Below are 24,513 nucleotides of genomic sequence, written 5' to 3' on the forward strand. Positions count from 1 at the left end.
TATGCACCTTAAACAAGAATGGCTCCGACGCAAGGAATATAGAAAAACCGCTCTGGCTTGCGCCATTGCCAGCCTCAGTATTGCCAGCGGATCTGGTGTTAACGCACAGGCTTTGGTACTGGAAGAGGTCATCGTGACCGCGCAAAAACGCACCGAGAGCCTGCAAGATGTGCCTATCTCCGTTGCCACCATGAGCGGCGATAGAATTGATGATATCGGCATCACCTCGCTCCAGGAGATCACTCAGTACATGCCGAATGTGACTGTGAATGCGGGCTCAGGCACCCCCAATCTCTTCATTCGCGGCATCGGTTCCGGTACCAACCAGGGCTTCGAACAGTCTGTGGGGATGTATATCGATGGCGTCTATGCCGGCCGCGGCCCTCTAGCGGCGGTTCCTACCACCATGGATCTGGAACGTGTTGAGGTTCTGAAGGGCCCTCAGGGCATTCTGTTTGGAAAAAATACGATTGCGGGTGCAATCAACATCACCTCCAACAGGCCCAGCGACGAATTCGAGGGCATGGTCGAGGCGATGTACGAGTTCGAGTACGGTGGACAGCAATACAACATGGTGCTGAACGCGCCGCTGACTGACAGCCTGTCTGGACGCCTCGCAGTACGCCACGACGCACCGGGGGACGGCTGGTGGGAAAATGTTGCCACCGGCGACGAGGGCCCTGAATTTGACAATTGGTATGCTCGCGGCAGCCTGCGCTGGGAAGCTACCGACAACCTTGAAATCAATGCCAAGTACGAGTACGGCGATTTCCAGAGTGACAATACCCAGACGGTTGTCTATCAGTCGGACTTCGTCGGACAGGAGAATTTTGCCGGAGTAGTGCCGATTCCCGTGGTCTCCGACTACGATAAGGGTGCGGGTGATGCTGGAACCCGCAAAACGACCGATACAGAGGTCCTGGCGCTGACCATCGATTGGCACCTGGATTTCGCCACCTTTACTTCGATCTCGGCCTACTCGGCCTATGATTTGTTGTCGACGGGCGATACCGATGTCGCCGCCGCACCCTCTCTCCACCGGACCCGCTGGGAAGACTACGAACAGTACAGCCAGGAGCTACGCCTGGTATCGCCCGGCGGCGAGACCATCGACTGGATTGCGGGCGCCTATTACCAGCGCAATGAGCTGGATATCAGCCGACGCATAGAGACCATCGATTTCCTGCAGTCGGGCCCTTTGAGCACATCCGCGTTGTATGCGCCAGATCCGGGTGTGCCCAGTGTTTTCGATCAGGAAGGTGAGAGCTGGGCAGTGTTCGGTCAGGGAACCTGGAATGTCAGTGACACCCTACGCCTGACGCTGGGTTTGCGCTATAACGAAGAGACCAAAGATCTGGACAAATCCACCAATTCCGAGGGTTTACAAGTAAGGGCAGGAAGCAACCCCAATCTTCTCGTGTATTCCGATCCTGCCAATTTTTACTCGATTGCGGACCTGCGCCAGCACAACTTCACTGACCTCAGCCGCGACGAAGACAAAGTGACTTACTCCACTAACGTCCAGTGGGACGTTAGCGATGACACCATGCTTTACGCAAGTGTCAGCACCGGTTTCAAGGGTGGTGGTTTCGATGAATCCTACAGCGGCGCCGGCTACGAGATTCGCCTGGTGCACCCAATCACGAACGAACCAATCGGTGGATCCGTTCCGGGTAACGACCCGTCGATACTCGAGGTCGAAGACGAGGAAGTTCTCGCCTATGAACTTGGGGCAAAAATGAGCCTGCTGGAAGGCGCAGCGGAGTTGAATTTCGCTGTCTTTCGGATGGAGTACGACAACCTGCAGGTCAGCTCGCTGGTTGGGGATGTGTTCCGCGTAGGTAATGCTGCCGAGGCGATTAGTCAGGGCCTGGAAGTGGATGGCCGCATATTGTTGGCCGAAGGGCTGACTATTGGCGGAGCAATGGCTTACCTGGACGCCTCTTATGATGACTTCACCGGTGCGACCTGTACCACACCGCAATCCATGGACCCGACCAACAACCCCGGCTGCCTGACCGAGGACGGCAGCAATATTACCGAACCACGGCAGCCAGGCGGCCAGGATCTCAGCGGAGAGACACTGGTATTTTCACCGGAGTGGAGTGCCAGCCTGTTCGCACAGTATGTCGTTCCCCTGGGAAGCAACATGCAGCTGATTAACAGTTTGGACATCAACTATAGCGATGAATTTTTCACCTCCCTGGATCTTGATCCAAACACCCCCCATGACGCCACGAGCATTATCAACGCGCGTATCGCCCTGGCCAGTAATGATGACACCTGGTCAGTTGCCCTGATTGGCAAGAACCTGACCGATGAAAAGACGTACCTGTGGAGAGACGATCTACCGGTAACGAACTCCAACAGTTACTACGCAGTGCCAGAGCGGCCGCGCACGATAGCTTTGCAGGCACGGTATCGATTCGATTGATTTTCGCGGCGGCTGACCAGCGCCATGCTGGGGCAGCCGTCAATTCATAAAACATAAGGAGAAAACTTATGATAACAGTAATAAAAAACAGCTTTATCTCTAATACCGCGCCCAGCGTTACTACAGTCTGCATCGATGGCCTGAAGAAGATTGGGATCGCTTGCGCTCTGGCACTTATGCCAGTCGGTGCGGCGGTGGCAGATATTATGACTACCGCTAACGTCGGTGGGGTGGAGGTTGAAATCCGCAGAGCCGGCAACGGCATCTATCCGCTGATTATGTTTTCCCATGGCATGGGCGGTTGCCCTGGCAACACCGATGGAATCCAAAGCAGACTGGCCGACGCAGGCTACATTGTGGTTGCACCCAAACACCAGGACTGCATCACGGGTAGTTCAACACCCGATGTTCCCTGGACTCAGCCCGAGAACTGGACTGACCAGACTAATCGGAATCGGCGTGATGACATACATGCGGTTCTCGACGCCCTCCCCGCCAGTACTTATTCGCAATACATCGAGGATTTCAGCAACATCGGCTGCATGGGACACTCAATGGGTGGCTACACGTGCATGGGAGTTGCCGGCGCCTGGAGCAGTTGGACACGCAGCGAAATCGGCCCGGTAGCCGCACTCTCGCCATGGCACAGGCCGCTGATGGTACAGAATCGCGTCGCTGACATGACAAACAGCCAGACCTTGTACCAAGGCGGAACGCTGGACAATCCAATCACACCCGAACTGATTCAGACGGGAGGCACCTACGTTCAGACCCCCACTCCGAAATACGGACAGATATTCAACCGGGCCGGTCACACAGCATGGACAGACGGTATTCTCTCAGGCCGATTCCACGGCCAGATGGCTTATTACCTCATCGCGTTTTTCGATGCATACTTGAAGAACGGCTCCGAGACAGACCTGGAAGTTAAGAAATCGCGCGTCAGCACTTTAGCCTACGAGCACTAAGACATATCTGAAAATTCCTCGATCGGTCGCAAAGCTCTCGATGGAGAATCGCGACCTGTCGAGGGACCTTTGCCTTTATGGCCGGGAGATGGTCTGAGATTGATCGGCCAGAGAGATAAAACAAGGCAAAAATGGTAAAGACAATTTTTAGTGCGCTCTCTTTTCTGCTGTTTTGCGCGGTGATTATTCTTTCCTTCGGCAGACAGCCGGAAGCATTCCCGGACGGCAGCGACGCTGAAAGCCTGCTCGCTCGCCAACCTTATGAGGTTAGCCGTCAAAACATACGTCTTATTGATACCAGTCGGCGCACGCAAAGCAACAACGAATATCAGGGTTCCGAGCATCGCTCCCTCGAGACCAGCTACTGGTATCCACTGAATGATCGTGGCGCGGTACCGGAGGGCAAACACCCCCTGATTGTATATTCCCATGGCTTTACCTCATCGCGAGACAGCGGCAGGCACCTCGCCGAACACCTGGCGGGTAACGGTTACATCGTTATTGCTACCAATTTCCCCCTGACCACTAACGACGCACCCGGTGGCCCTGAAGTCAAAGACGTGATCAACCAGCCCGGCGACGTTAGTTTCTTAATCGACACAGTCATCGCCTGGTCAGAAAACGAGCAGCATGTCCTATTTGGCCATCTGGATAAAAACCGCATCGGTGCCACAGGTATATCCCTGGGAGGATTTACAACCTCTCTGGTCAGTTATCACCCCACGCAGCGAGATCCTCGCATCAAAGCAGCCGCTTCAATTGCCGGCCCCAGCAGCTCACTCTCCGAGAAGTTCTACCAGACTGCAGACATCCCGTTTCTGATGCTGGCGGCAGATACCGACGCAATCGTTCCCTACGAGACGCATGCACGGCCGATACTGGACCGGGTCCCGCGTTCAACCTTGGTCACGATCACTGGAGGCACTCACCTGGGATTCGCCGCACATACCGGCATTCTACGCTGGCTGAATAATGCAGATTCCGTGGGCTGCCATTCAGTACTTAAGAACATAGACCCCTCGGAAGAGCCTTGGCACGACCTGGTCGGTACGCCTGAGCAAGGCGTTCTATATGAGGACGTGCCTTTACCCTGCGCTACGCATCCCCAAGCTGTTTCTATCAACCCGCTCCGCCAACAAATGGCGACCCTGGTCACAATATTCAGTTTCTTCGAATCCCACTTTAATCCGAACCAGAACGAGCGAGACTATTTTGATTGGTTTTTGCATGAGGAAATGCCCAGGGAGATTGCCGAGGTGGAGGTAAACTTCGGACAATAAGTTGGTCAAAATAGACATATTCCTAGACTTGGACATTTCGCAAGATACCCTATTAATGCAGCGCACAATATCGCCATCGATGCGCCTGCATATTTACTGTTAGAGGCACATATGAAAGTAAAAGCTATCGCTCTCCTCACTGCTGTCGCATCCCTGGCTGCATGCAAAATTGAGATAGAGACCCCCGTGGAAGGCGGCGTAACCACAAGCTCTAATAATATCGAGTGCCACGCCAACCAGGCCTGCACCGTGGATGTCAGCGACCTTTTCTTCAATGAAACCTTTGTCGCTGATCCCGCGCCGGGTTGGCAGTTCGCCAGGTGGAACAAGAGACATCTGGGTCTGTGCGGTGGCAACTCAACACCCTGCACTATCAACACTGCAGGCTTCGAAGGTAATGAAGACCTGGAAGCGGCCCTGGCCGACCCTACCAGCATTACCTATCTCAAACCGGAATTCGCCGTACCCAGAACCACCAGCGGCATTGCCCTGGCGGACCAGGCAACTCTCAGCCGCGCTGGCATGGATTTCGATATGGACTTTTATCGCAATTCGGCCTACGCATGTGGCCTGTCGGGCAACTATACGTTTATGGTCTTCAATCCGGGCAATGGCAGCGCAGATGACGAGGCCCCACTGTGGGTGTACCTGCACGGCGGTGGTGTCGGTCACTTCGACGAGCAAGGTAACTACTACGGGGTGCTGAACCAGACAGTAGAAACCTGGAATAACGAAGAGAGCTTTGGGGACCTGCAGGAAATACTGAGCACTCGCACGTCGCAAAATGGCCAGCTTATCAACAACACTCTGATCCGTCGTATCCAGGAGAGCTACCGATTACTCGTGGTATCCATGTGCGACCACGACCTCTACTCCGGCCTTGGCACGCCCTACCCCAACAACCCCAACCCTGATGCAGAAGTAAATGGCATGCAGGCAACCATGTCTGCGGTCGACTACACCGTGGCTAACTATCCGACGACTGAAGTCTGGGCCCACGGAACCAGCGCTGGCTCCACAGGGGTCTACAACCTCACCATGAGCTTTGCCGCCGAAAATACCTACCTGACCGGCACCGTGCCCGACTCGGCCATCGTCACCCCCAACGGGGATCCTCTGATTGAGGCCTACAATGGCGAACCGGGCTCTAACAACCAGCCAGGTCTGGACCGGGATGCTGTCGCGGAAAAGATGGGATTCTATGGCGACTTCGAAAACAAGGCCTATGCCGAAGCGCGCATCAGCGCTGGCTTTGACGAGGTACCCATGCTTTTCGTGGGTGGCCAGAACGATGCCTTCTGCTACGAAAACTTTCCTGCTATCCCCGAAGCGCTGGAACTGGGTCTGGACAGCAATTGTGCGTATCACTACGAAGGTATCAGGCAGGCGATTGCCGATCAGCCAGACTCACCTCACCAGATGGCTTTTGTCACTGACCGCGGCCATGTCCCCACCCTTGACGCAGGCCCCGTCAACAACACAGTTGATACATTTATTGACGACATCCTGGCAGACAACCCAGGCGCACCGTTCCGCAAGATTCCAGGCTTGAACATGATGTTAATGGGCCACAGCTTCTTCAGGCCCTTTGCCACAGAAATGCCCTACCATGCAGTGCGCGCAGGGGTTGACGGCCACAACCAGGAACTGGAAATTTCAGGTGGCGAAACGGGTGCCCCCCTGGCGTTGTGGAACGACCCAGGCCACCGCGCCAGGATCCAGGCCGTCTTGGACGCCGGCGATGTAGATCTGTTTGGCATGACTTGCTGCGACACCGAAGAGGGCCCCGGTGGAGAAAGAACTCTGGTCACCGAGGGCTATAAGCGCTGGCTTGACTATGCGCTGGCACAAAACCCCGACACCGATTTTTTCATCGCACTGCCATGGCGCGACTTTCCCACAGACTACGCAGATGCCGAGGCCTACGCCGAACCCTGGTATGACTACTACGATAACGAGTGGCTTGCCGCAATCGACGAACTGCGTGCGCTCTACCCCGGCGTCACCATTTATTCCATCCCCTACGGTGCAGCCGCGAACGAGCTACGCCGAATGTTTGAGGCAGGCGAGCTGCCAGATGTAAGCAGCCTGCAGGGGCCAGCCGCGAGCGCTATCTTTACGGACTACAAGGGGCACGCCGGCCAGATACTCAAGGACCTGGGGGAACTCATCTGGATAAACGCCATTTATGGCGTGGATCTTGACAGGTACGCCTATGATCCAGGTTACGAAACCGATCTGAAGGCGATCGCCAAATCCATCATGGAGGCCCACAACCCGAGTTATAACGGGCCGAATCGATAATTGGCCCTCGGATTATCCAAGCCCTTATTCCGCCCATTCAATCGTTCCGCCTGGCCTGGGTTCAAACAGATTCGCACCGTCTGCAGCCCAATCGTGGAGAAACTCTGCACCAGCCGGGGTCATTAGCCAAATGTACCCGGCACAATTGAGAACAACCGTGAGCCAAAAGACCAAACGGAACGACTGCTTTCTGGATTTGTGCCTCAGCGTTTGTTGAGCGACCAGCGCACCTGGCCAACCGCCAGCTAGCGACAGCCAATGAAATGTACTTTCTCGAGTCCGCCAAGAGTCGCTTTTTGCTGCTGATTTATCCAATGCGTAAAGTACGAAGGTAACGAAACTAGCCGCGAGATACGTCCATAAAATAAACGCAGGAACGGTGGCCGCGACGACAGACGCAGCAACAATTGCAAGAAATATGGTCGCTACCATGATAGCGAGCACAACTGAGTTGCGCACTGGATAAAGGCGGCCGCCGGGCAGTGTCGCTTTCACTGCACAAGGTCGACCCTGCTTGTCCTTGGATATCGCGTATGTAACAGCTTGGCCGACTTGAGGTCTTCGATTGCGGTGCTCCAGGTCTGAAACATGGAGAAACAACTGTTTGCCTCCATCACTGGGCTCGATAAAACCAAACCCTTTTTCGTCGTTCCATGACCGTATTTCTCCACTCTTTCGCAAACCCTACTCCTTCTTTTTAACCGGCTAGGGCGTATATCTACCCCGTACTTCCGCTCGTGCAAGCTCCACTGCAATTTCTGATATCTGATCTATTCTTAACTTCAGCCTCGGTTGCGTTGGGTAAGGTTCATTTTAACCGGGGTTCAAATCAGGAGTTATCTCATGCATATCATCTCAAAACTAGTGGTACTGTTTTCGTTTTCAGTTCTTGTTGCGGCTAACCCGTCACTGGCAAAGACACCTGACGGTAAGACTCCCGCTGAAGAATCGATTTGTAGCGCTTTCCAGGAATTAAAAGGGCCGGCTTTTGGCCTGTGCAATGCCTATTGCGAGGCACTGGACTGCGGTCACCCCGAGCAGCGGGCGAATGAGAAGGCCTGCGACAAAATCAACAAGAATTTTGAGCGGCTCACGGGCTTTAAAATTCCCGACGATCTGGAATACGATGAGTACGGGGAGGCAATGGATAATTGTAGTATTGAATCTGAAGAACCGCGCTAAGACGCACACAGGCTTTGCACGATAGATTGGGGCCGGCTTTTTTGAGCAATTGCCGGCCCCTGAGCAGTCAGCGATTCTTCTGTGTGACGCCAGATTTGGAGACAAAGGCTGATGGCACCTTGTTTGAGGGCGGTAGTGCCGCTGTACCGGGTGGGTACTTTCCTGCACCGGCGCAGGTCGACGGCGAGCTGGCACCTGACGGATTTGGTTACGACAAGTCTGGCGACCCGGTCGCATTTGCGCAACCCGAAGACCTGTATAACCTTAATGAGCAAACATCACTGACCTCGGCCATGCAGCGTTCCGGGCTGGGCCTGTTCGCCCATTACAATCTTGGCGAACACATGGTACTTGACGCTTCCCTGCTACATGCACAGAACACTGTGGATTCACAATTTTCCCCAGCCGCTGCGTTCCTGGGTAACCTTATTGTCAACCTCAAAAACCCACTGTTAAGTGAGGCTAACCGAGACACCCTTGCCTCCAGCTTCGACCCCCAGAACCGGGGTTTTGTGGTGCAGCCGTATTACTACCGTGCGATGCAGGCGGGTAATCGCACGCGAAAGGATGATTCAGAAAACACCTGGTTCAACCTGGAAGCCAGTGGACGTCTATTCGATGACTGGCAATGGACTGCAGCCTATACCCAATCAGACTATGACATGGAACTGAAGCAAAAAGGTGGCGTGTTGGCGCCATCCATACGCCAGGCTGCGCTGGTCAACCCCGCCACCGGCGGTTGTTTTGACACATCTGGAGGGTGCCAGCCAGCAGATATCTTTGGCCCGGGACGCCTGTCAGAGCAGGCTCTGTCTTTTATTTCCGCCGAGCCTTACCTCAGTACCGAGTCTACCCGCCAGCAGGTGGCATCCCTGCGCGCCAATGGTTTTATCAACATCAGTCAATGGACGGATATTGGCCTGGCTGCAGGCCTGGAGTGGCGTCGCGATAAGAGCCGCCATCGCCCCGACCCTCGCCTCTTGGAAGCAAACAGCTTTCGCATCGCGCAGCCAGTGTCCGGTGAGGACGATGTGACCGAGGCCTACGGCGAGATACTCTTGCCTTTACTTCGGGAACGCAAAGGCGCACAGCTACTGGAGCTGGAACTGGGTGCACGATTCTCCGACTACTCAAAGACCGGCAATGAGTGGACATGGAAAGCAGGCGCCAACTGGGTACCGATGGACGGGCTGCGGCTGCGCGCCAGTTTTAATCGCGCCGCTCGGGCACCCAATATGAATGAAACCTACACCCCCCTGGTGGAGGAAGACTTTTTTCAACTGGGGGCCATCTTCCCTGACCCTTGTGCCGCCTCTAACCGCCCGCAAGACACTCCCGGCCGCTCGGAACTGTGTATCAGTCAGGGCATGGACCCTGCCAACCTGCCTACCTTCGAACCCCCCACCGTTTTCCGATTCACCGACGCCATTAGCGGCAATCCTGAATTAGAAACAGAGGTGGCCGACACCTATACGCTGGGAGTGGTATGGACGCCGCCCAGCGTAACAGGCTTGTCTGTCACTCTCGATTATTACGATATTGAAATCACAGACGCTATCAGCGCAATTAACCCCTACCCCGCGTTCCAATTATGCTGGGTGGACCAGGCATTTTGCCAGGGCATCGAGCGGGCGCCAGAGGGCCAGGTAACAAGATTTTTCGGCACTTATTACAACACCGACAGCCTGCAGACCAATGGCATTGATTTGGCCTTCACTTACACCTGGTCGCACCAGGCCCCATGGGCCTGGCCCTCCAGTCTGGGAGTGTCGGTTGCGGCTAATTGGTTACACAGTTTTGAGCTGGTCGGTAATGTCGGCAGCTGGGAACGCGCAGGACGATTTGGTAGCCCCTGTCGCGCGGTACTGCCTGATTATCGGAGCCTGTCGAGTATCCACTACAACACAGGCCCCCTATCGGCCACACTCAGTTGGCAGTGGCTGGATGGCGCGGAGAACGCGGGCGATTTGCTAACCCCGCCCGGCGCCACCCCGGCGCCACAGGCGGTTCCTGAACTGGCATCTGAAAGTTATTTTGACTTAACCCTAGGTTGGCTAGCCAGCGAACGTCTGTCACTCAACTTCGCGGTCATCAACCTGACAGATACCACTCCACCCTTGCTAGGGCACAACGCTAGCCATGCTAATACTAATTCCGCCACTTATGATGTCTTGGGGCGTCGCTATCACGCGAGTATCGCGCTACAGTTTTAGCCAGGCGAGTGCCTCAAGTGCGATCGAAACGATCTGCGTTCATAACTTTGGTCCAGGCTGCGACAAAGTCACTCACAAAGCGCTCACTGTTGTCGTCCTGGGCATAGAACTCTGCATAGGACCGCAGGATGGAATTCGATCCAAAAACCAGGTCGATGCGGGTGGCCGTCCACTTCTCATCGCCAGACCTGCGGTCACAGATTGAGTACAGGCCATTGTCGAGTGGTATCCAGCTGTTACCCATGTCGGTCAGGTTGACGAAGAAATCGTTCGTCAGTGCGCCAACCCGATCGGTCAGCACGCCATGAGCTGTACCACCATAGTTAGTACCGAGTACCCGCATACCTCCGATCAGCGCCGTCATTTCATGCGCTGTCAGACCCATGAGTTGAGTACGGTCGAGCATCAACTCCTCGGGGCTGACCAGATACTCATCCTTGAGCCAGTTCCGATAGCCGTCGTGAATGGGTTCCAGCACATCGAATGATTCCGCATCTGTATGCTCCTGGTCTGCGTCGCCACGACCGGGCGTGAAAGGTACATCCACAGTGAAGCCGGCAGCCTTGATCGCCTGCTCTATACCCACACTACCAGCCAGCACGATCACGTCTGCGAGACTCGCGCCTGTGTCAACGGCAATCCCTTCCAGTAGGCCAAGTACCCGTGCGAGACGGTCCGGCTCGTTGCCCTCCCAGTCCTTTTGGGGTGCGAGGCGGATTCGTGCCCCGTTGGCGCCGCCGCGCATATCCGAGCCGCGGTAGGTACGGGCACTGTCCCAAGCGGTGGCGACCATGTCGCCGATACTGAGTTCACTGTCGACGATCCGGGCTTTCACCGTAGCCACGTCATAGTCAGTGTTGCCTGCGGGTATGGGGTCCTGCCAGATCAGATCTTCCGCGGGGACGTCGGGACCCAGGTACCGTACCTTCGGCCCCATATCGCGATGAGTCAGCTTGAACCAGGCGCGGGCGAAGGTGTCTTTGAAGTAATCCGGGTTGGCGCGAAAATTCTCCATGATCTCCCGATAGGCCGGGTCCACCTTCATCGCCATATCGGCGTCGGTCATCATCGGAGTACAGCGGATTGAGGGATCCTCGACATCCACTGGCCGGTCTTCGTCTGCGAGCCCCACCGGTTCCCACTGGCGCGCACCCGCGGGACTTGAGCGAATCTCCCATTCGTGGTCGAGCAGCATGTCGAAGTACCCCATATCGAACACTGTCGGGTTGGACGTCCAGGCCCCCTCGATACCGCTAGTCACAGTATCGCGGCCGACGCCCTTGCCACCCGGGTTGTGCCAACCCATGCCCTGCATTTCGACGTCTGCACCTTCCGGGTCCGGGCCAATATTTTCGGCATCACCGTTGCCGTGGGCCTTCCCCACGGTGTGTCCGCCTGCGGTCAGAGCAACGGTTTCCTCGTCGTTCATGGCCATGCGGGCAAAGGTTTCACGCACCGCCTCAGCGGTTTTCTGCGGGTCGGGTTTACCGTCCACGCCTTCCGGATTTACGTAGATCAGGCCCATCTGAACTGCGGCCAGCGGGTTCTCCAAAGTGCTTTCGTCCCTGCCATCTGCATAACGGTCCTTGGCCAGCCACTCTTTCTCCGCGCCCCAGTAGATGTCCGTCTCCGGGTGCCAGATATCCTCGCGTCCGAACCCGAAGCCGAAGGTCTTTAACCCCATCGACTCGTACGCGATGGTACCGGCAAGCATGATCAGATCCGCCCAGCTCAACTTGTTGCCATATTTCTTTTTGATAGGCCACAACAGACGTCGCGCCTTGTCGAGGCTCACGTTGTCGGGCCAGGAATTCAGAGGGGCAAAACGCTGATTACCAGTACCGCCACCGCCGCGTCCATCCGCTATGCGGTAAGTGCCGGCTGCATGCCAGGACATACGGACCATCAGGCCGCCGTAGTGGCCCCAATCTGCTGGCCACCATTCCTGGCTGTCGGTCATCAGGTCGTGCAAGTCCTTTTTTAACGCGCCAACATCTAGAGATTTAACTTCTTCACGGTAGTCGAAGTTCTGCCCTAATGGATCTGTTTTCGTATCGTGTTGATGAAGAATGTCCAGGTCCAGTGCGTCGGGCCACCAGTTCATCACCGTTTTTTCAGCAGTGGTATTTGCGCCGTGCATAACGGGACATTTCCCGGCCTGATTCTCGCCATTGTCCATGGTTTCGTCCTCCATCTTTCGATTTTTGTGCGGCCGGGACATCGGAATGGTCAGCGCTGTCCGGCTGGAATCCGCAGGCAGTTTGTCTTGCCTGACTGTTAGAGCTTTAAGCGTAGGCAAGGAATGGACATACGTAAATTTGAAATATCGTATCGTAGCAATAGATATATTTGATACACCCTCTATAACCAGGCGGGCTCTACTCTATCAATTTGGCCTTTCTAGCTTGGCAATACCCCAGAAAATAATAAACACTGGAGTACATGGAATTGTCGAGCATTCAATCAATAACACGAAGCCAATCTTGAGTTCTACGTCCAGGAGAGAACAATGCGCAATGCACCACCACAACTATTTCTGTGGTCAGCCAATGCCAGTGCCCTGCTTACCGCGTTAGTGGCGCCCGGTTTGCAGGAGAGAGTGATCTGTGAGTGCATTGGTATTCAGGGGTGCTGGCGGTCAGAAAAATTATCGGAGTATTGACCCCATGATCTCTTCGAAGGGCCTGGCACGCGGTTAGGCCATCCATAATTGGCATCGATACATCCATGATGATCACCGCATACCCATTGGTGCTTGCCAGCTCGATAGCGCTGCGTCCATTAAACGCAAAATCTATGTCGTAACCAAAATCTGAAAGAAAGTCCGACAGTGATCTCGCGAGGCTGGAATCGTCCTCTACGAGAAGAAGTGGTATGTTGTCGGCTTTCAAGATAATGGGCTCTTGGTTCTCAGGCGCATGCAAACAATAGTAGAGGTGATTATAACCTTGTTAATGTGACTCATTTGTCACGCTCGCCACAGAGCAGTCCGATTGCCGCAACGACATCACTTGATCGCGAAGGAATATACTTTATGAAATTAGAAAAAATATTACTCTTCATAGGCTTATCTGCTTTATCAGTGGCCGCTTTTTCAGACACGGAAAAAGAAAATCAAGTAGCTCAAACCTTGATCACCAATGCTCATGTTTGGGATGGCACCAGCGACGGCATCACCAAGAAGGTCAATGTTCTTGTTGAGAACAATTTAATCAAAAAAATCCGAGCAGAAGTCAGTGATGCTCATGCCGAAGCAACGATCATCGATGCTCACGGCAAAGTACTGATGCCAGGCCTTATAGATACACACACTCACATTGCGGCACCAGAGCAATTAGAGAGGCTAATGGATGACGTTGACTGGATGTACTGGGGAATTTCTGCCGCTCAAGTTACCGAAGACTGGTTAATGAGGGGATACACCACAGTTCGCGATGCAGGCGGTCCGGCGTCAAGCATACATAAAGCAGTTGAAGACGGTCGCCTTATAGGCCCGAGAATTTACTCATCTGGTCAAGTCATATCGCAAACTTCAGGGCATGGCGACCATCGGCATTTTAATACTCCGCATCCAAATTTTCAGGGTAATCATGGAGGCAAAATGCAAAGCATGGACGGCTTTGAACTTATATGTGATGGCGTAGATGAAGTATTGCGCTGTACAAGAGAAGTCTTACGCCAAGGCGCCACGCAAATAAAGATCATGGCAGGTGGTGGCACATCATCAAACTTTGGCCCTCTCTACACGATGCAGTACTTGCCAGAAGAGATCGAGGCGGCTGTTCGAGCAGCAGCAGACTACGGAACTTACGTTATGGTGCATGCCTACCATGATGAGTCGATTATCCGTAGTCTTGATGCGGGTGTTCGTTCAATTGAGCACGGTACGTTGATGACCGAGAAAGGCATGGAAGCGATCATGGAAAAAGATGCCTGGATTTCACCATATTTCACTGTGCTGTCCTTGCCGTTCGAGGTGGTCGCTGCCTATGTGGGTCCGGAAAACGTAGACAAATCAAAGCAAGTTATTGATGGCGCAAGAAACCAACTTAGAATCCTAAAGGAGTCTGGGTACGAAAAAATTGCGTTTGGCGCTGATGTTGTAGGACCTCTTTCTGTACAGCAAACAGCAAACAACGAATTTGCAGTGCGTGCCGAATACTGGACGCCGGTAGAGGTACTGAAACAAGCGACTTATAACAATGGCCGAATGCTTAAAGAAGAAACTGGACTACGCAACCCTTACCAGGAGGGGGATTTGGGCGTTATCAGGGAAGGTGCATATGCCGATATGATTATTGTTGATGGGAACCCTCTAACTGACATTTCATTATTAACCCGGCCTAAAGAAAGCATCGATCTAATTATGAAAGATGGCGTGATCTACAAAAACACCTTGTAGTAAATATGGAACGCTATTCATCTGGATAGCGCTCCATCTTCATTCTCTTTCTACGATTCTGACAAGTTGACTGGTTGAGACGGACGAACTCCAGTGCGCAGTAACCCGTTATTCTTGCACTTTAAGCGCACTTCAAGTTGGCCATACGCTCGGCTACTCTTCCTAAACCAAAACTCCAGGAAACGTCCAGCTTTTCGAGCTTACTGTCGAAAACCACCTCGACCCCACCAACCCTGGGGCCAGGCGAATCAGCTCAGGCTGGCCACTTACAGATTCAGAGTTACAGAGATGACGCCCGCCGCCTTGTCTGAACCAGATTGGCAGCACCCCAGAGAGCCATCAGAACGGTAAGGGCCATCAGAATATGGGAAGGCAAAGCTGGTATGGCGTTTGGTACGGTCGCCGATCTTACCGGTGCAGCGGCAGCGGGAACAGCAACAGAAACCGGGTCGCTGATCCTTCCAATAGCTGGATCCTGATCCAGGAAACCATCGTTGTCGGAAATGGAATAGCTGATCTTGCTTTCTCTAACTATTGCTCCCGGTATAGCAGCCCAACTGTCACCGATCACCTTGTAAGCAGCTGCTCCGGGTGGCAACTCAGTGCCGAAGTCAATTATGATTTGTATTGTTTCACCACTGATATAACAACCCGCCAGCTCAAAGTTAACACCGAAAGTCAGTGCATTCTCGGCTATGGCCTTACCTGGAGCTGCCATTTCAATAGAAGGGTTGAAGCCTTCTCGAACAAGAGTGCATTCTGAGTTCGGATTGCTAGGGATGGCGGTAATTGTTACATCGCTTTGACCTATTTCGGTCAAGGCCCTAGGGAAATCGTCTGCGTTGTCGCCGACACCGTCACCGTCGGTGTCTTTACTCTCGTTAGGATCACTCGGGAAGTCGTCTGCGTTGTCACCGACACCGTCACCGTCTGAGTCTTTACTCTCGCTGGGATCACTGGGAAAGTCGTCTGCGTTGTCGCCGACACCGTCACCGTCGGTGTCTTTAGTCTCGCTGGGATCACTGGGGAAGTCGTCTGCGTTGTCGCCAACACCGTCACCGTCGGTGTCTTTAGTCTCGCTGGGATCATTGGGGAAGTCGTCTGCGTTGTCGCCGACACCGTCACCGTCGGTGTCTTTAGTCTCGCTGGGATCATTGGGGAAATCATCGTCAAGGTCACCTACACCATCGTTGTCGCTGTCTGCCAGGACAAATTGCACACTGATATTACAAGCGCCTCCCGTCATTCTCGCCGTCCTATAGACATAGCGTCGGAGAAATTCGGAAGCCTCGACTATGCCACCGCCACATGTGCCTTCAACGATAGGTCGATAACCAGGACTCGTGGTTATCGAATAGCTGGCAGAGGTATTGTGCGAAACAAATTGACTTAGTGACGAAACGTCAAGCGGCGACTGAGCTTGCACGACGCCACCAGGCGGAAAAGTATTAACGACTACCAGTGTAGGAGCAGTAATTTTTGCCTGATACCTTGGAAGGAGATCGTAATACTTTCCCTTGTCGCGTTCGTAATTGAAACGTATCCGATACAGTGATTGTTCATCTTCGCTGTAGACGAATAGATCCTTGTCGTACAGCGTCGGAAAATTTCTAATCAAGACACCCCCAAGATTATCCCAATCACTCCCGAACAGGCCCCCGACATCGACCTCAAAAAGTTGGAGAAATGCCCCCCAATTGGAAGGCGCCGTAAAAACTATCCGTGTTCGTAAAATTTGGGAACTGCTAATTGGCTGGAATGGCTCGCGACTAGATATAGAAGGCACGACCCGATCTACATAGTTATTGGGATCTTCTCTGGTAGCAGGTACTCCGAGATAAACGGCCAGGTCGTCCTGAATATCCGTTAGGTCGGCTAATAATTGCACATTGGTCATTGCTGCTTTCGCCGCACCGGTTGCGCTGGTCAATCCTTCAACGCCGGTAAGCCATACAGCGCCCTTAACCCCTTTTAGAGCCAGCCCAGCGGCGCTAAACGGACCCGGCCCCCCTGGAACTATCCCCGGTAGCTTGAACAAAGCCGAATACAAAGTATAGCCCGCAGCGCCAGCTATCGCGAGAGTGACCTCGTCTATCGAGTTCGATATCGCTACGGCCTCTATTTCTGTGATGGTGATCACATCAATGCCGGCTTCTGCATGAGCTGACCGCTGCTCTAGCAACATCGAGAATGAGAGCACAACAACCACCAAAATTTTCTTCATATAACACCCAAAATATCCACAATCTGGTGGCCAACATCGAGTTCTACAGTGCAGAACATATCACTGCCCCGAACGTTCATTGCCTCGGCCACTTCCGTTACAAAAGATAGCCAGTTCTGGCACTAAGCGGTATTACCCGGACGTCTGCCTCACTTACAGACTTAAGTCTGTATCGTGAATCGCGGACAAAGCCTTTATCCCACCTAGCTCGTACCGCGTAACGTTCAACTTTCTCAATCATTTCGTTGTAGCTTTCTCAATCAAAACGTATGTTGGTGACTTGAGAAACCCAGAGACCAATATGCCAAACACAGTGAGCACCCCGAATGATCCCGGCAACGCTATTCGAATAGAGCAGATAAAGACGCTCTACCAGTCGATTGCTTCATTGGTCTTAATCAACCTGGTAGTCAGTACAGCATTGGTCTATGTATTTTGGGATGTGGTAGCCCATAGCTGGCTCTTGGCGTGGATGGCCACAATGCTTGCCATGCTCAGCGTACGAGTTGCTATCTACCTTTCGTTCAAACAACGCTTTGACGAAAGCAAACTGAAGCGTTACCAAACGTTCCTGATATTAGGCAGCGCCTCTGCCGGGATCATCTGGGGTGCTGGTGGCCTGATAATGTTCATTCCAGGTCAGCTGGAATACCAACTTTTGATTCTACTGAGCCTGCTTGCCATGGCAGCCGGGTCGGCTTTCTCACTCAGCATCTACTTGCCTGCCTATTTTGCCTTTGTGCCGCTGATGTTAGCGCCTATCACCCTGCGCTTACTGTTCACAGGTGACACCATTCACACGGCGCTGGCCAGCGTGACGATTATCTTTTTGATTGCCCAGACCGCTTTCAATATGAAGATCAATCGAGGCCTAAGCAGCGCCATGGAGCTGCGATTCGAGAATCTGGACCTGATTGAACAGCTCAAGGAGCAGAAGGCTGATGCAGAACAGGCTAATAGTGCGAAATCGCGTTTTTTGGCAGCCGCCAGTCACGACTTACGCCAACCTCTCTATGCGCTAACGTTGTTTGTATCGGCACTCGAAGAACGGATTACTTCGCCAGAAGACCGAAAGATCACTCACCAGATCAAACGCGCTGCCGAATCGTTGCAGAGTCTTTTCGAAGCCTTGCTCGATATATCGAAACTCGACGCGGGTACCGTTGATATTCAAAAGACCGATTTTTGGCTGGAGGATATGCTAGCCAGATTAGAGGATGAGTTTGATCCACAGGCTACTCAAGGCGGAATCACTATTCATTGGCCGAAGGTGCCCCCTGCGGTGCACAGTGAACCCGCCTTATTAGAACAAATATTGCGCAATTTTCTCGCCAATGCTATTCGCTACACCGAAGCTGGCGAAATCAGTGTGACCTGCGAGCCATACACTGACAGCACAAAGATAAGTGTGAGCGATACCGGAATTGGCATTCCCGGTGAAGATCAGAGCGCCATATTTGAGGAATTTTATCAGCTGGGAAACCCTGAGAGAGATCGACAGAAAGGTCTGGGGCTTGGTCTTTCAATCGTTCAACGTGCGGCAGAGTTGTTGGATCACAAAATCGAGGTGGCTTCAAAGCCCGACCAGGGCTCAACTTTTTCCGTTACGGTCGATACCGCCGTTGAACCCGAACTGATATCAAGCAACGTCAATCCGATAGACCACGAAGCAATGATAACGACCCAGCCACTCATCGTTGTCATAGATGATGAAGAGAATATTCGCGACGGCATGCAGCAGTTGCTAGGGGCCTGGGGTTGCGAGGTAGTGGTAAGCGCAGACGCAGAAGACACCATTGCACAACTGAATGCGGGCCATCGCAAACCCGATGGGATTATCAGCGATTATCGGCTACGTAATTCGCAAACTGGACTGGAAGCGATCAAGGCTATCAACGGTCTCTACGACTCGGCTATCCCTGCCCTCATTGTTACCGGAGATACAGAAAAGCAGTTGCTTATTGAACTGAAGACGAGCGGACATCAAGTACTACATAAGCCCGTTGCACCCGCCAAACTCCGGGCTTTCTTACGCAGTTTGCCGATCAGCCAGGAACTTTAACCCGCTATACTAACGCCTGGCCGGCGAGAGCGGCCTGGGTGCGGTTCTTTACGTTCAGGGCTTTAAAGATAGCCGTCACGTGCATTTTGATGGTCGCCTCGGCAATTCCGAGTTTTCCCGCTATCTGCTTATTGGAGTCGCCACCCACCAACAAGGCCAGAACTTCCAACTGGCGGCCGGTTATCGCTACTTCGTCGTTCACACCTCCGGCCACTTCCGATAGCGTAGTAATTGGCGGCGTATAGAGGCCGCCTGCCAGCATGAGCTGCACGGCGCCTAGAAGTAATTTGCTCGGCGTATTCTTATGAATATAGCCTACCGCAGATGTTGCCATAACCTTATCCACATCCTCCTGCCTCGCAGACGCCGACAGCACCGCTACCGGGACAGTTGAATATTCCTGGCTCATGGCTTCGAGAACAGAGAAGCCATCTTCTCCAGGAATATTGAGATCGAGGAGCATAAAGTCCAGATCGGGGTGTTTGGATAGCGCATCGAATGCTGAAACCGAATCGACAGCCTCAATCACAAGGACGTCTTCAGCCAGTGTGTCTAGCAACAGTGATAGGCCGTCGCGAAACAGGGCGTGATCGTCAACAATTAGAATTTTCATGCGACTCAGTTTACCGGCTTGCCGGGCTTAACAATAGTCGCTGTCTATTTTTTGCATGTTTAGCGTGAACCGGCTGGCTATCATTGGCATTCCTTGCTCGAGGCAGCCTTGCTTCACTCGCTGCTAGGAACTGCGGCTTCGACGCATCTGGTTCTTACTGACTAATTTGGTGCTATTTGGATTCCCCGGTTCTCGCTGCAAACGGGGTAGTACCACCGACGCAGTGCTCTCACGACGCGGCTCATTGAAAGTGACACCCCGATTGATGTTGCGGTCCATTCTTTTGAGACCAGAATTCTGTTCCGCCGCATTGGTTTGCCTGGCGTTGGCCCGGTTCCAGCCTGACCACGTGGAGGTCGGACTGCTGCTTAATCTAACCCCTTGTCGCTTGTTACCACTCAGCGCACTTTGGCCACTGTCGACACGCCGTTGTTTCATCGCACTGTTGTTCGGGTAGTTTCCGCGCTTCAGCGATCGATTGCTGTACGTCGAGGACTTACTCTTGCTGCTCGGGGCGCTGGTTGAAGCGCTGGCAGCCGTCGATTTCGGCTTTGCATTACTGTTTGGCCGGGATGAAGCGGCACTAGCGCTGGTGGAACCCTTTGCAGCAACAGCCTGTTCCGGCGCCAGCTGAAACGTGGTTGCAGTTATCGTCATGGCAGCCGTTAAAAATAGTTTTGTGATTTTCATTTTTCTCATCTCGCTATGCTGTTCTATTCGGCAAGTAAAAGTTCAGATGTATTGAAGTCACTGATGGCGAGCAGGTTAGCCAGCTCCGGATGCTCGGCCGCGAAAACGTCCTGCATGACATTATTCACTAACATTTCCTGGGTAAGCACAGCATCCCATATCCGCAGGCCAGCGATTGCGCCATAAAAGGGATTGCCCTCCCCATCTATTGTTCCCAACCAGAAACCGCTGGTAGCAACGCTTGCGATATCCAACTCCATGGCGGCGACAAAGCGTCCGTCAATAAGCACATCTTGCCCCTCATCAGGAAAGAAGCGTATGGCCACATGGTGTAGCTTGTTGTCAGCGAAATTGAATGCCGCCACATCTTCTTGCTCACCGCTGGCGAGAATCAGGCCATCACGCTCGCGAGAAATGGCAATCAGGTAATTGGCGCCATCGGGGCCGGCGTTAACAATAAGTGCGGGGTCATAGCCAGGATCGTCGTTCCAGTCAGCGGCAACCCAAAATTCTATAGTGCCGCCAGACGTCATTTCGTACATGACGGATGGGTCGAACTCCAGGCCATTGGCGCCTTTGAATTCGTAAACATCCGGGCTGTAGCTCTGGCCGCTGACGTTGGTCGCCATGAGCAACCCCAGAAACACCATTCCAAATATCGTTTTTACTTTCACAGGATTACTCCTTGGCTGCTAACTACTGGGTATCTTTTAGTCTATCGACCACAAACTTGAGTTTGATATCTGGCCACTTGCTCTCACCAAATGTGACGTTGTAGCTGTGAGATTTATTTTCTTTCACCTTGCCGCTTTTGAGTGGATGATCGCTGGTGCCATACGGGTCATCTTTTGTCTCTTTGTTCCAGTGCTTCTTAAACAGCGTGCCATCGTATTTCCACTCGACGTCGTAAAGGATGCGAGTGTTCTTGAGTTGTTCACGGGTAGCGGTGAATGACAGCTGAGCCTTGCTGCTGGCTACAAGCTTGTGCTTGGTTTTGGAGTACTTTTTCTTGCAATCGACCTTAGTCGTCGCTTGCGAAGTTTTCTGCGTCTGTTTAGCGTCGCTCTCAATACGGATGGTAGTTTTTACAATTGCGCTCTTAACTTGCCCGACTTTTTTGCCGGTGCAATAGACCTCTGCAAGGCGAATATGCCATTTTTCCATTGGCGCTTTCTTGGCCGGCTTTATATTTGCCACCAGTGACTCGCTGCTAATGTCGCCCTGTATTGAGTCGGCGTAGCGGTTTACCGCACCTTCGAGGTTTTTCCGCACGACCTGATATATCTCCGGCTGCGCCGGAAAATACATGGGATTGAGCAACTCCCATATGGGACGTAAATGCAAAAGTACGGGGGGGTGCGAGTCGCCGGCCATATAACCGTCCTGGTTCCAGGATCCGTTGCCGCCCACCGCGATGAATTCAATTTCCTCGTTCTCGGAAGTTCCAGACTTTCCGTTCATGTCACTCAAAGCCACACTGAAGTTACCGCTCCCTGTATTGAGGCCTTTTTCTCCAGCTACCTTGCTCGATTCAGTGAGAGTCTGGGAATAGCTTTCGCTCGTCATATTTTTGGTGAGTTTGGCTGAGGCACCATAGGTAACGGCGTAGGGATAATGCGTGCCGAACTTATCAATCAGAGCCTGATAACGGAAGTTAGTGCGGGCGTCATCAACAGCGTCTATGAAATCCTCAGATAAGCTGGTGTAGGCGTAGTCGAGGATCAATGTGTACTTTTTAGTGCGCGAGTAGGCAACGGCTTGCGCAACGCTCTTCGACTGTTTCATCCTCTCCATCGAAGATTGAGTGGCCTTCAGAGAGGCCTTGGGTCCTACGCCTCGCACTGCTTGTGTTTTGTCAAAACCCAGTGAAAAGCTGAATGTGTTCTGCATCTGGGATGCGGAAGTGATCAAGGAGCGCCGGTATATCATCCCCTGCAGGGTTTCTGGCTGATACAAGTAGTTAACGGGAATGATTTTTTTCTCTTCGATGTAGTATTTTTTATCGTCAAGTTTCGCAAAGACGTTTTGTTTCGTGTTTGTATCCCAAAGAAGAAATGGGTCGATATTAATCACGTCATACCCGCGGCGGCTTGATTCCACGAATTCCAGAGTACGATCAAGAAGAAATGGGTCGTTGGCAGAAAGTTGAGCCTCCATTGCTTCGGTGGAATTATTGGGTGCCGGTCGCTCGTAGGTGATGCCGCCCAGGTTGAGCAGCATGCGTCCACTGGCAGATACTTTCACAATAAGGCGATTGCCTAGCGCAAATTGACCGGTAGCCGTGTACGTTTTCTGCGCGCGGCTTTCTACAATATCTGCAATTGCTATGCCGTCAGCACTGACAAATTTTACGAATGGGCTCCCGCCGAAACCCGACGAGAGATAGAGTGCCTCTTCCGGATTTTTGGGTTCCACAATAACCAGATGATTGAGCATGCTGTAGCGACCAGAGGCGAGACCCAGCAGCGCAGCGTTGCTGGCCTCCCAGACGTCAGACCCGGTCTGAGTCCCAATGAAATGAGGATCGTCATCTTGACGCCAAATTCCATCCAGCCTTAACCAACACAGCGATGCAAGACTCTCGTCGTCGTTTTGTTCAACCTCATCGAGACTGAAGCTGGCAAAGGCGCGCTGGGTAAACGGGTCAACTACATCCTGATTACGGTTATCTATACGATCTCTAGGGTTACCGCTAGGCGCTGATTCGACCCGTTTTTCGCAGCCAGTGAAAACACTGCTTTCTTCACTACCGAAAACTTGCACTGAGCAACTGAGCGCCAGTGCAAATAGTGGCACCGCTAGCCATTTCGAGTGGTGAGCTTTCATCCTTGATCTTCCGCGACAGGTTTATTTCAGGCGCAAATCGTGGCACCGCTATCCGGATCAATACCGATAGGGGTGCAATCAGCAGCCGGCACAGTCTGGGACGGCGGCTGTGGCGAGGTGTATACCGGTTGGGGTGGCGGTGGTGCTTGCACCGGTTGGGGTTGCGGTGGCACTTGCACCGGCTGCGTGGCTGGTTGCTGATACCCGGGATGAGTTTGCGGCGGCGGTGACTGAACGGTCTGCGGATGTAATTGTGGCTGCGGTTGTTGCGGATACGTCTGTGGATACGATTGCTGCGGCTGCATGGGTTGATACCCGCCACGCATCTGTGCCATGGCTGCAAGTTCCTGCTGCATATGCTGGGGATAGCTCAATTCACGCTGCTGCAATTCAAATTTAACCGGGCCAAAAGTGCCATCGACATGTACATCGATATTGCCATTGGGTTTAAGACTCATCGTGGACGGCCCAAGCAGTGGCAAGTCGTAACCGCTGTACTGTCCTACATTAACCTGCTTGATGTCCCTAACAACCACCATGCCCTTATTTACTTTAAGGACAAACAGATGCAGCCAAGGATCGATGACAATAGCCCTGCCCTGTTCGATGCGAATTTTTTTATTGATTATGGATATATTCCACAACCCGTCTATCACCAGGGGCGCGGTTTTTGGCACGTCGTAAGAATGAGGAAGGAAAGCATCCAAACTCGGTACCCCTGCGGCCTTCATGAGCATTTCGGCATAATCCTGCGCTTTCGCGGCGGATGAGAAGGCGACTATTGAGAGCAATACAGGCAACCTCAGGTAAGTTAAAAGTGGTCGCATAAGCGCAACGGCAGAGATTTTATTAGTCATCGCTCGATTTCTCGCATAAGATGCCACCGCCTTGCTCGATGTTCTCAGACCCATCTGTCTTCCACTGCATTTTCAAATAATTTCTAAAGTTATAGACCTATTTGGCGCAACGTGCATACTTCTTGTTGGCTCTAAAACCCTAGTTTTTATAGGGCAATATGACTCTCAGCCTAAAAAGTGCGTTTATTTGCCGGGATCGGCTTCTGCTCAATTGGGACTACTGAACCTGGGACACGTAGAGTTGGGAGGAAGTTAGGATGGCTCTTTGTGCGGGTGATTTTGAGCCGCATAAGCAGTTGCTCTTGTGGCTCTAGCTTTTCTAGAGAGCTGATCTAGCAAGCACATTCGTGGTAGAATTTTCGGCCTCAAATCAGCAGGCGGTCCACCCTGACAGCCCACACTAAATCTACTGTCATTATGGGAGATACAACATCCATTTACGTAAAAGAATTCTAGTC

General features: G+C 52.9%; 17 protein-coding genes. 9 read left to right on the plus strand and 8 right to left on the minus strand.

Annotation, left to right across the window (positions count from 1 at the left end; genetic code table 11):
* Nucleotide 1: 1 nt before the first annotated feature.
* From EY643_RS11580 to EY643_RS11595, 4 genes are all read left to right on the plus strand, one after another.
* Entirely contained in the window at nucleotides 2-2,434 is a 2,433-nt protein-coding gene (locus tag EY643_RS11580; RefSeq protein ID WP_152662354.1) for a TonB-dependent receptor, read from the plus strand.
* 68 nt (nucleotides 2,435-2,502) lie between these two features.
* Complete coding sequence (locus tag EY643_RS11585; RefSeq protein ID WP_152662355.1) at nucleotides 2,503-3,402, plus strand: alpha/beta hydrolase family protein; 900 nt, start codon at nucleotides 2,503-2,505, stop codon at nucleotides 3,400-3,402.
* 131 nt (nucleotides 3,403-3,533) lie between these two features.
* Nucleotides 3,534-4,682 (plus strand): alpha/beta hydrolase family protein, encoded by a 1,149-nt coding sequence (locus EY643_RS11590; protein WP_152662356.1) that lies wholly within the window; start codon nucleotides 3,534-3,536, stop codon nucleotides 4,680-4,682.
* A gap of 111 nt (nucleotides 4,683-4,793) precedes the next feature.
* Nucleotides 4,794-6,986 carry a hypothetical protein gene (locus EY643_RS11595; protein ID WP_152662357.1) on the plus strand — a complete coding sequence of 731 codons (2,193 nt, stop codon included), beginning with the start codon at nucleotides 4,794-4,796 and terminating at the stop codon, nucleotides 6,984-6,986.
* 24 nt (nucleotides 6,987-7,010) lie between these two features.
* Here the strand turns inward: EY643_RS11595 and EY643_RS11600 are convergent, their stop codons facing one another.
* The gene (locus EY643_RS11600) at nucleotides 7,011-7,667 is read right to left on the minus strand and encodes a DUF1294 domain-containing protein (RefSeq protein WP_152662358.1); all 657 of its coding nucleotides are present in this window, start codon (nucleotides 7,665-7,667) and stop codon (nucleotides 7,011-7,013) included.
* A 162-nt stretch (nucleotides 7,668-7,829) separates the two neighbouring features.
* Here EY643_RS11600 and EY643_RS11605 point away from each other — a divergent pair, with 162 nt between their 5' ends.
* Both EY643_RS11605 and EY643_RS11610 read left to right on the plus strand, forming a co-directional pair.
* Nucleotides 7,830-8,168: a hypothetical protein gene (locus EY643_RS11605; RefSeq protein WP_152662359.1), complete on the plus strand. Its 339-nt coding sequence runs from the start codon at nucleotides 7,830-7,832 to the stop codon at nucleotides 8,166-8,168.
* 83 nt (nucleotides 8,169-8,251) lie between these two features.
* Nucleotides 8,252-10,381, plus strand: a complete 2,130-nt coding sequence (locus EY643_RS11610) for a TonB-dependent receptor domain-containing protein (protein WP_152662360.1) — start codon at nucleotides 8,252-8,254, stop codon at nucleotides 10,379-10,381.
* 13 nt (nucleotides 10,382-10,394) lie between these two features.
* Here EY643_RS11610 and katG read toward each other — a convergent pair whose 3' ends face one another.
* Both katG and EY643_RS19895 read right to left on the minus strand, forming a co-directional pair.
* Nucleotides 10,395-12,560 (minus strand): catalase/peroxidase HPI, encoded by a 2,166-nt coding sequence (katG, locus tag EY643_RS11615; RefSeq protein WP_153241004.1) that lies wholly within the window; start codon nucleotides 12,558-12,560, stop codon nucleotides 10,395-10,397.
* A 385-nt stretch (nucleotides 12,561-12,945) separates the two neighbouring features.
* Nucleotides 12,946-13,305, minus strand: coding sequence for a response regulator (locus EY643_RS19895; protein ID WP_152662361.1), 360 nt, complete (start codon nucleotides 13,303-13,305; stop codon nucleotides 12,946-12,948).
* Between the two features lie 110 nt (nucleotides 13,306-13,415).
* Here EY643_RS19895 and EY643_RS11625 point away from each other — a divergent pair, with 110 nt between their 5' ends.
* Nucleotides 13,416-14,783, plus strand: a complete 1,368-nt coding sequence (locus tag EY643_RS11625; RefSeq protein WP_152662362.1) for a metal-dependent hydrolase family protein — start codon at nucleotides 13,416-13,418, stop codon at nucleotides 14,781-14,783.
* Between the two features lie 280 nt (nucleotides 14,784-15,063).
* Here EY643_RS11625 and EY643_RS19935 read toward each other — a convergent pair whose 3' ends face one another.
* Nucleotides 15,064-17,007, minus strand: a complete 1,944-nt coding sequence (locus EY643_RS19935; protein WP_205743044.1) for a hypothetical protein — start codon at nucleotides 17,005-17,007, stop codon at nucleotides 15,064-15,066.
* Nucleotides 17,008-17,320: 313 nt separating this feature from the next.
* On the opposite strand from EY643_RS19935, the gene EY643_RS11635 reads away from it, so the two are divergent.
* Nucleotides 17,321-19,069, plus strand: a complete 1,749-nt coding sequence (locus tag EY643_RS11635) for an ATP-binding protein (RefSeq protein WP_205743045.1) — start codon at nucleotides 17,321-17,323, stop codon at nucleotides 19,067-19,069.
* Nucleotides 19,070-19,073: 4 nt separating this feature from the next.
* Here EY643_RS11635 and EY643_RS11640 read toward each other — a convergent pair whose 3' ends face one another.
* Entirely contained in the window at nucleotides 19,074-19,682 is a 609-nt protein-coding gene (locus EY643_RS11640) for a response regulator (RefSeq protein WP_152662364.1), read from the minus strand.
* Between the two features lie 478 nt (nucleotides 19,683-20,160).
* Between EY643_RS11640 and EY643_RS11645 the strand changes: the two genes are divergently transcribed.
* Entirely contained in the window at nucleotides 20,161-20,316 is a 156-nt protein-coding gene (locus tag EY643_RS11645; protein WP_153239449.1) for a hypothetical protein, read from the plus strand.
* A gap of 79 nt (nucleotides 20,317-20,395) precedes the next feature.
* Here the strand turns inward: EY643_RS11645 and EY643_RS11650 are convergent, their stop codons facing one another.
* Genes EY643_RS11650 through EY643_RS11660 form a run of 3 tightly spaced genes read right to left on the minus strand, consistent with a single transcriptional unit; the run spans nucleotide 20,396 to nucleotide 24,055 of the window.
* The gene (locus tag EY643_RS11650) at nucleotides 20,396-21,046 is read right to left on the minus strand and encodes a LamG-like jellyroll fold domain-containing protein (RefSeq protein ID WP_152662365.1); all 651 of its coding nucleotides are present in this window, start codon (nucleotides 21,044-21,046) and stop codon (nucleotides 20,396-20,398) included.
* 22 nt (nucleotides 21,047-21,068) lie between these two features.
* Nucleotides 21,069-23,198 carry an MAC/perforin domain-containing protein gene (locus EY643_RS11655; RefSeq protein WP_152662366.1) on the minus strand — a complete coding sequence of 710 codons (2,130 nt, stop codon included), beginning with the start codon at nucleotides 23,196-23,198 and terminating at the stop codon, nucleotides 21,069-21,071.
* 26 nt (nucleotides 23,199-23,224) lie between these two features.
* Nucleotides 23,225-24,055, minus strand: coding sequence for a hypothetical protein (locus tag EY643_RS11660; protein WP_152662367.1), 831 nt, complete (start codon nucleotides 24,053-24,055; stop codon nucleotides 23,225-23,227).
* Nucleotides 24,056-24,513: the final 458 nt, after the last annotated feature.

Source organism: Halioglobus maricola, assembly GCF_009388985.1.
Taxonomy (GTDB): domain Bacteria; phylum Pseudomonadota; class Gammaproteobacteria; order Pseudomonadales; family Halieaceae; genus Halioglobus; species Halioglobus maricola.

Bases quoted from the DNA above. Each gene is read 5' to 3' on its own strand.
- EY643_RS11580 (WP_152662354.1), top strand. From the start codon at position 2: ATGCACCTTAAACAAGAATGGCTCCGACGCAAGGAATATAGAAAAACC.
- EY643_RS11585 (WP_152662355.1), top strand. From the start codon at position 2,503: ATGATAACAGTAATAAAAAACAGCTTTATCTCTAATACCGCGCCCAGC.
- EY643_RS11590 (WP_152662356.1), top strand. From the start codon at position 3,534: ATGGTAAAGACAATTTTTAGTGCGCTCTCTTTTCTGCTGTTTTGCGCG.
- EY643_RS11595 (WP_152662357.1), top strand. From the start codon at position 4,794: ATGAAAGTAAAAGCTATCGCTCTCCTCACTGCTGTCGCATCCCTGGCT.
- EY643_RS11605 (WP_152662359.1), top strand. From the start codon at position 7,830: ATGCATATCATCTCAAAACTAGTGGTACTGTTTTCGTTTTCAGTTCTT.
- katG (WP_153241004.1), bottom strand. From the start codon at position 12,560: ATGGACAATGGCGAGAATCAGGCCGGGAAATGTCCCGTTATGCACGGC.
- EY643_RS11625 (WP_152662362.1), top strand. From the start codon at position 13,416: ATGAAATTAGAAAAAATATTACTCTTCATAGGCTTATCTGCTTTATCA.
- EY643_RS19935 (WP_205743044.1), bottom strand. From the start codon at position 17,007: ATGAAGAAAATTTTGGTGGTTGTTGTGCTCTCATTCTCGATGTTGCTA.
- EY643_RS11640 (WP_152662364.1), bottom strand. From the start codon at position 19,682: ATGAAAATTCTAATTGTTGACGATCACGCCCTGTTTCGCGACGGCCTA.
- EY643_RS11655 (WP_152662366.1), bottom strand. From the start codon at position 23,198: ATGAAAGCTCACCACTCGAAATGGCTAGCGGTGCCACTATTTGCACTG.
- EY643_RS11660 (WP_152662367.1), bottom strand. From the start codon at position 24,055: ATGACTAATAAAATCTCTGCCGTTGCGCTTATGCGACCACTTTTAACT.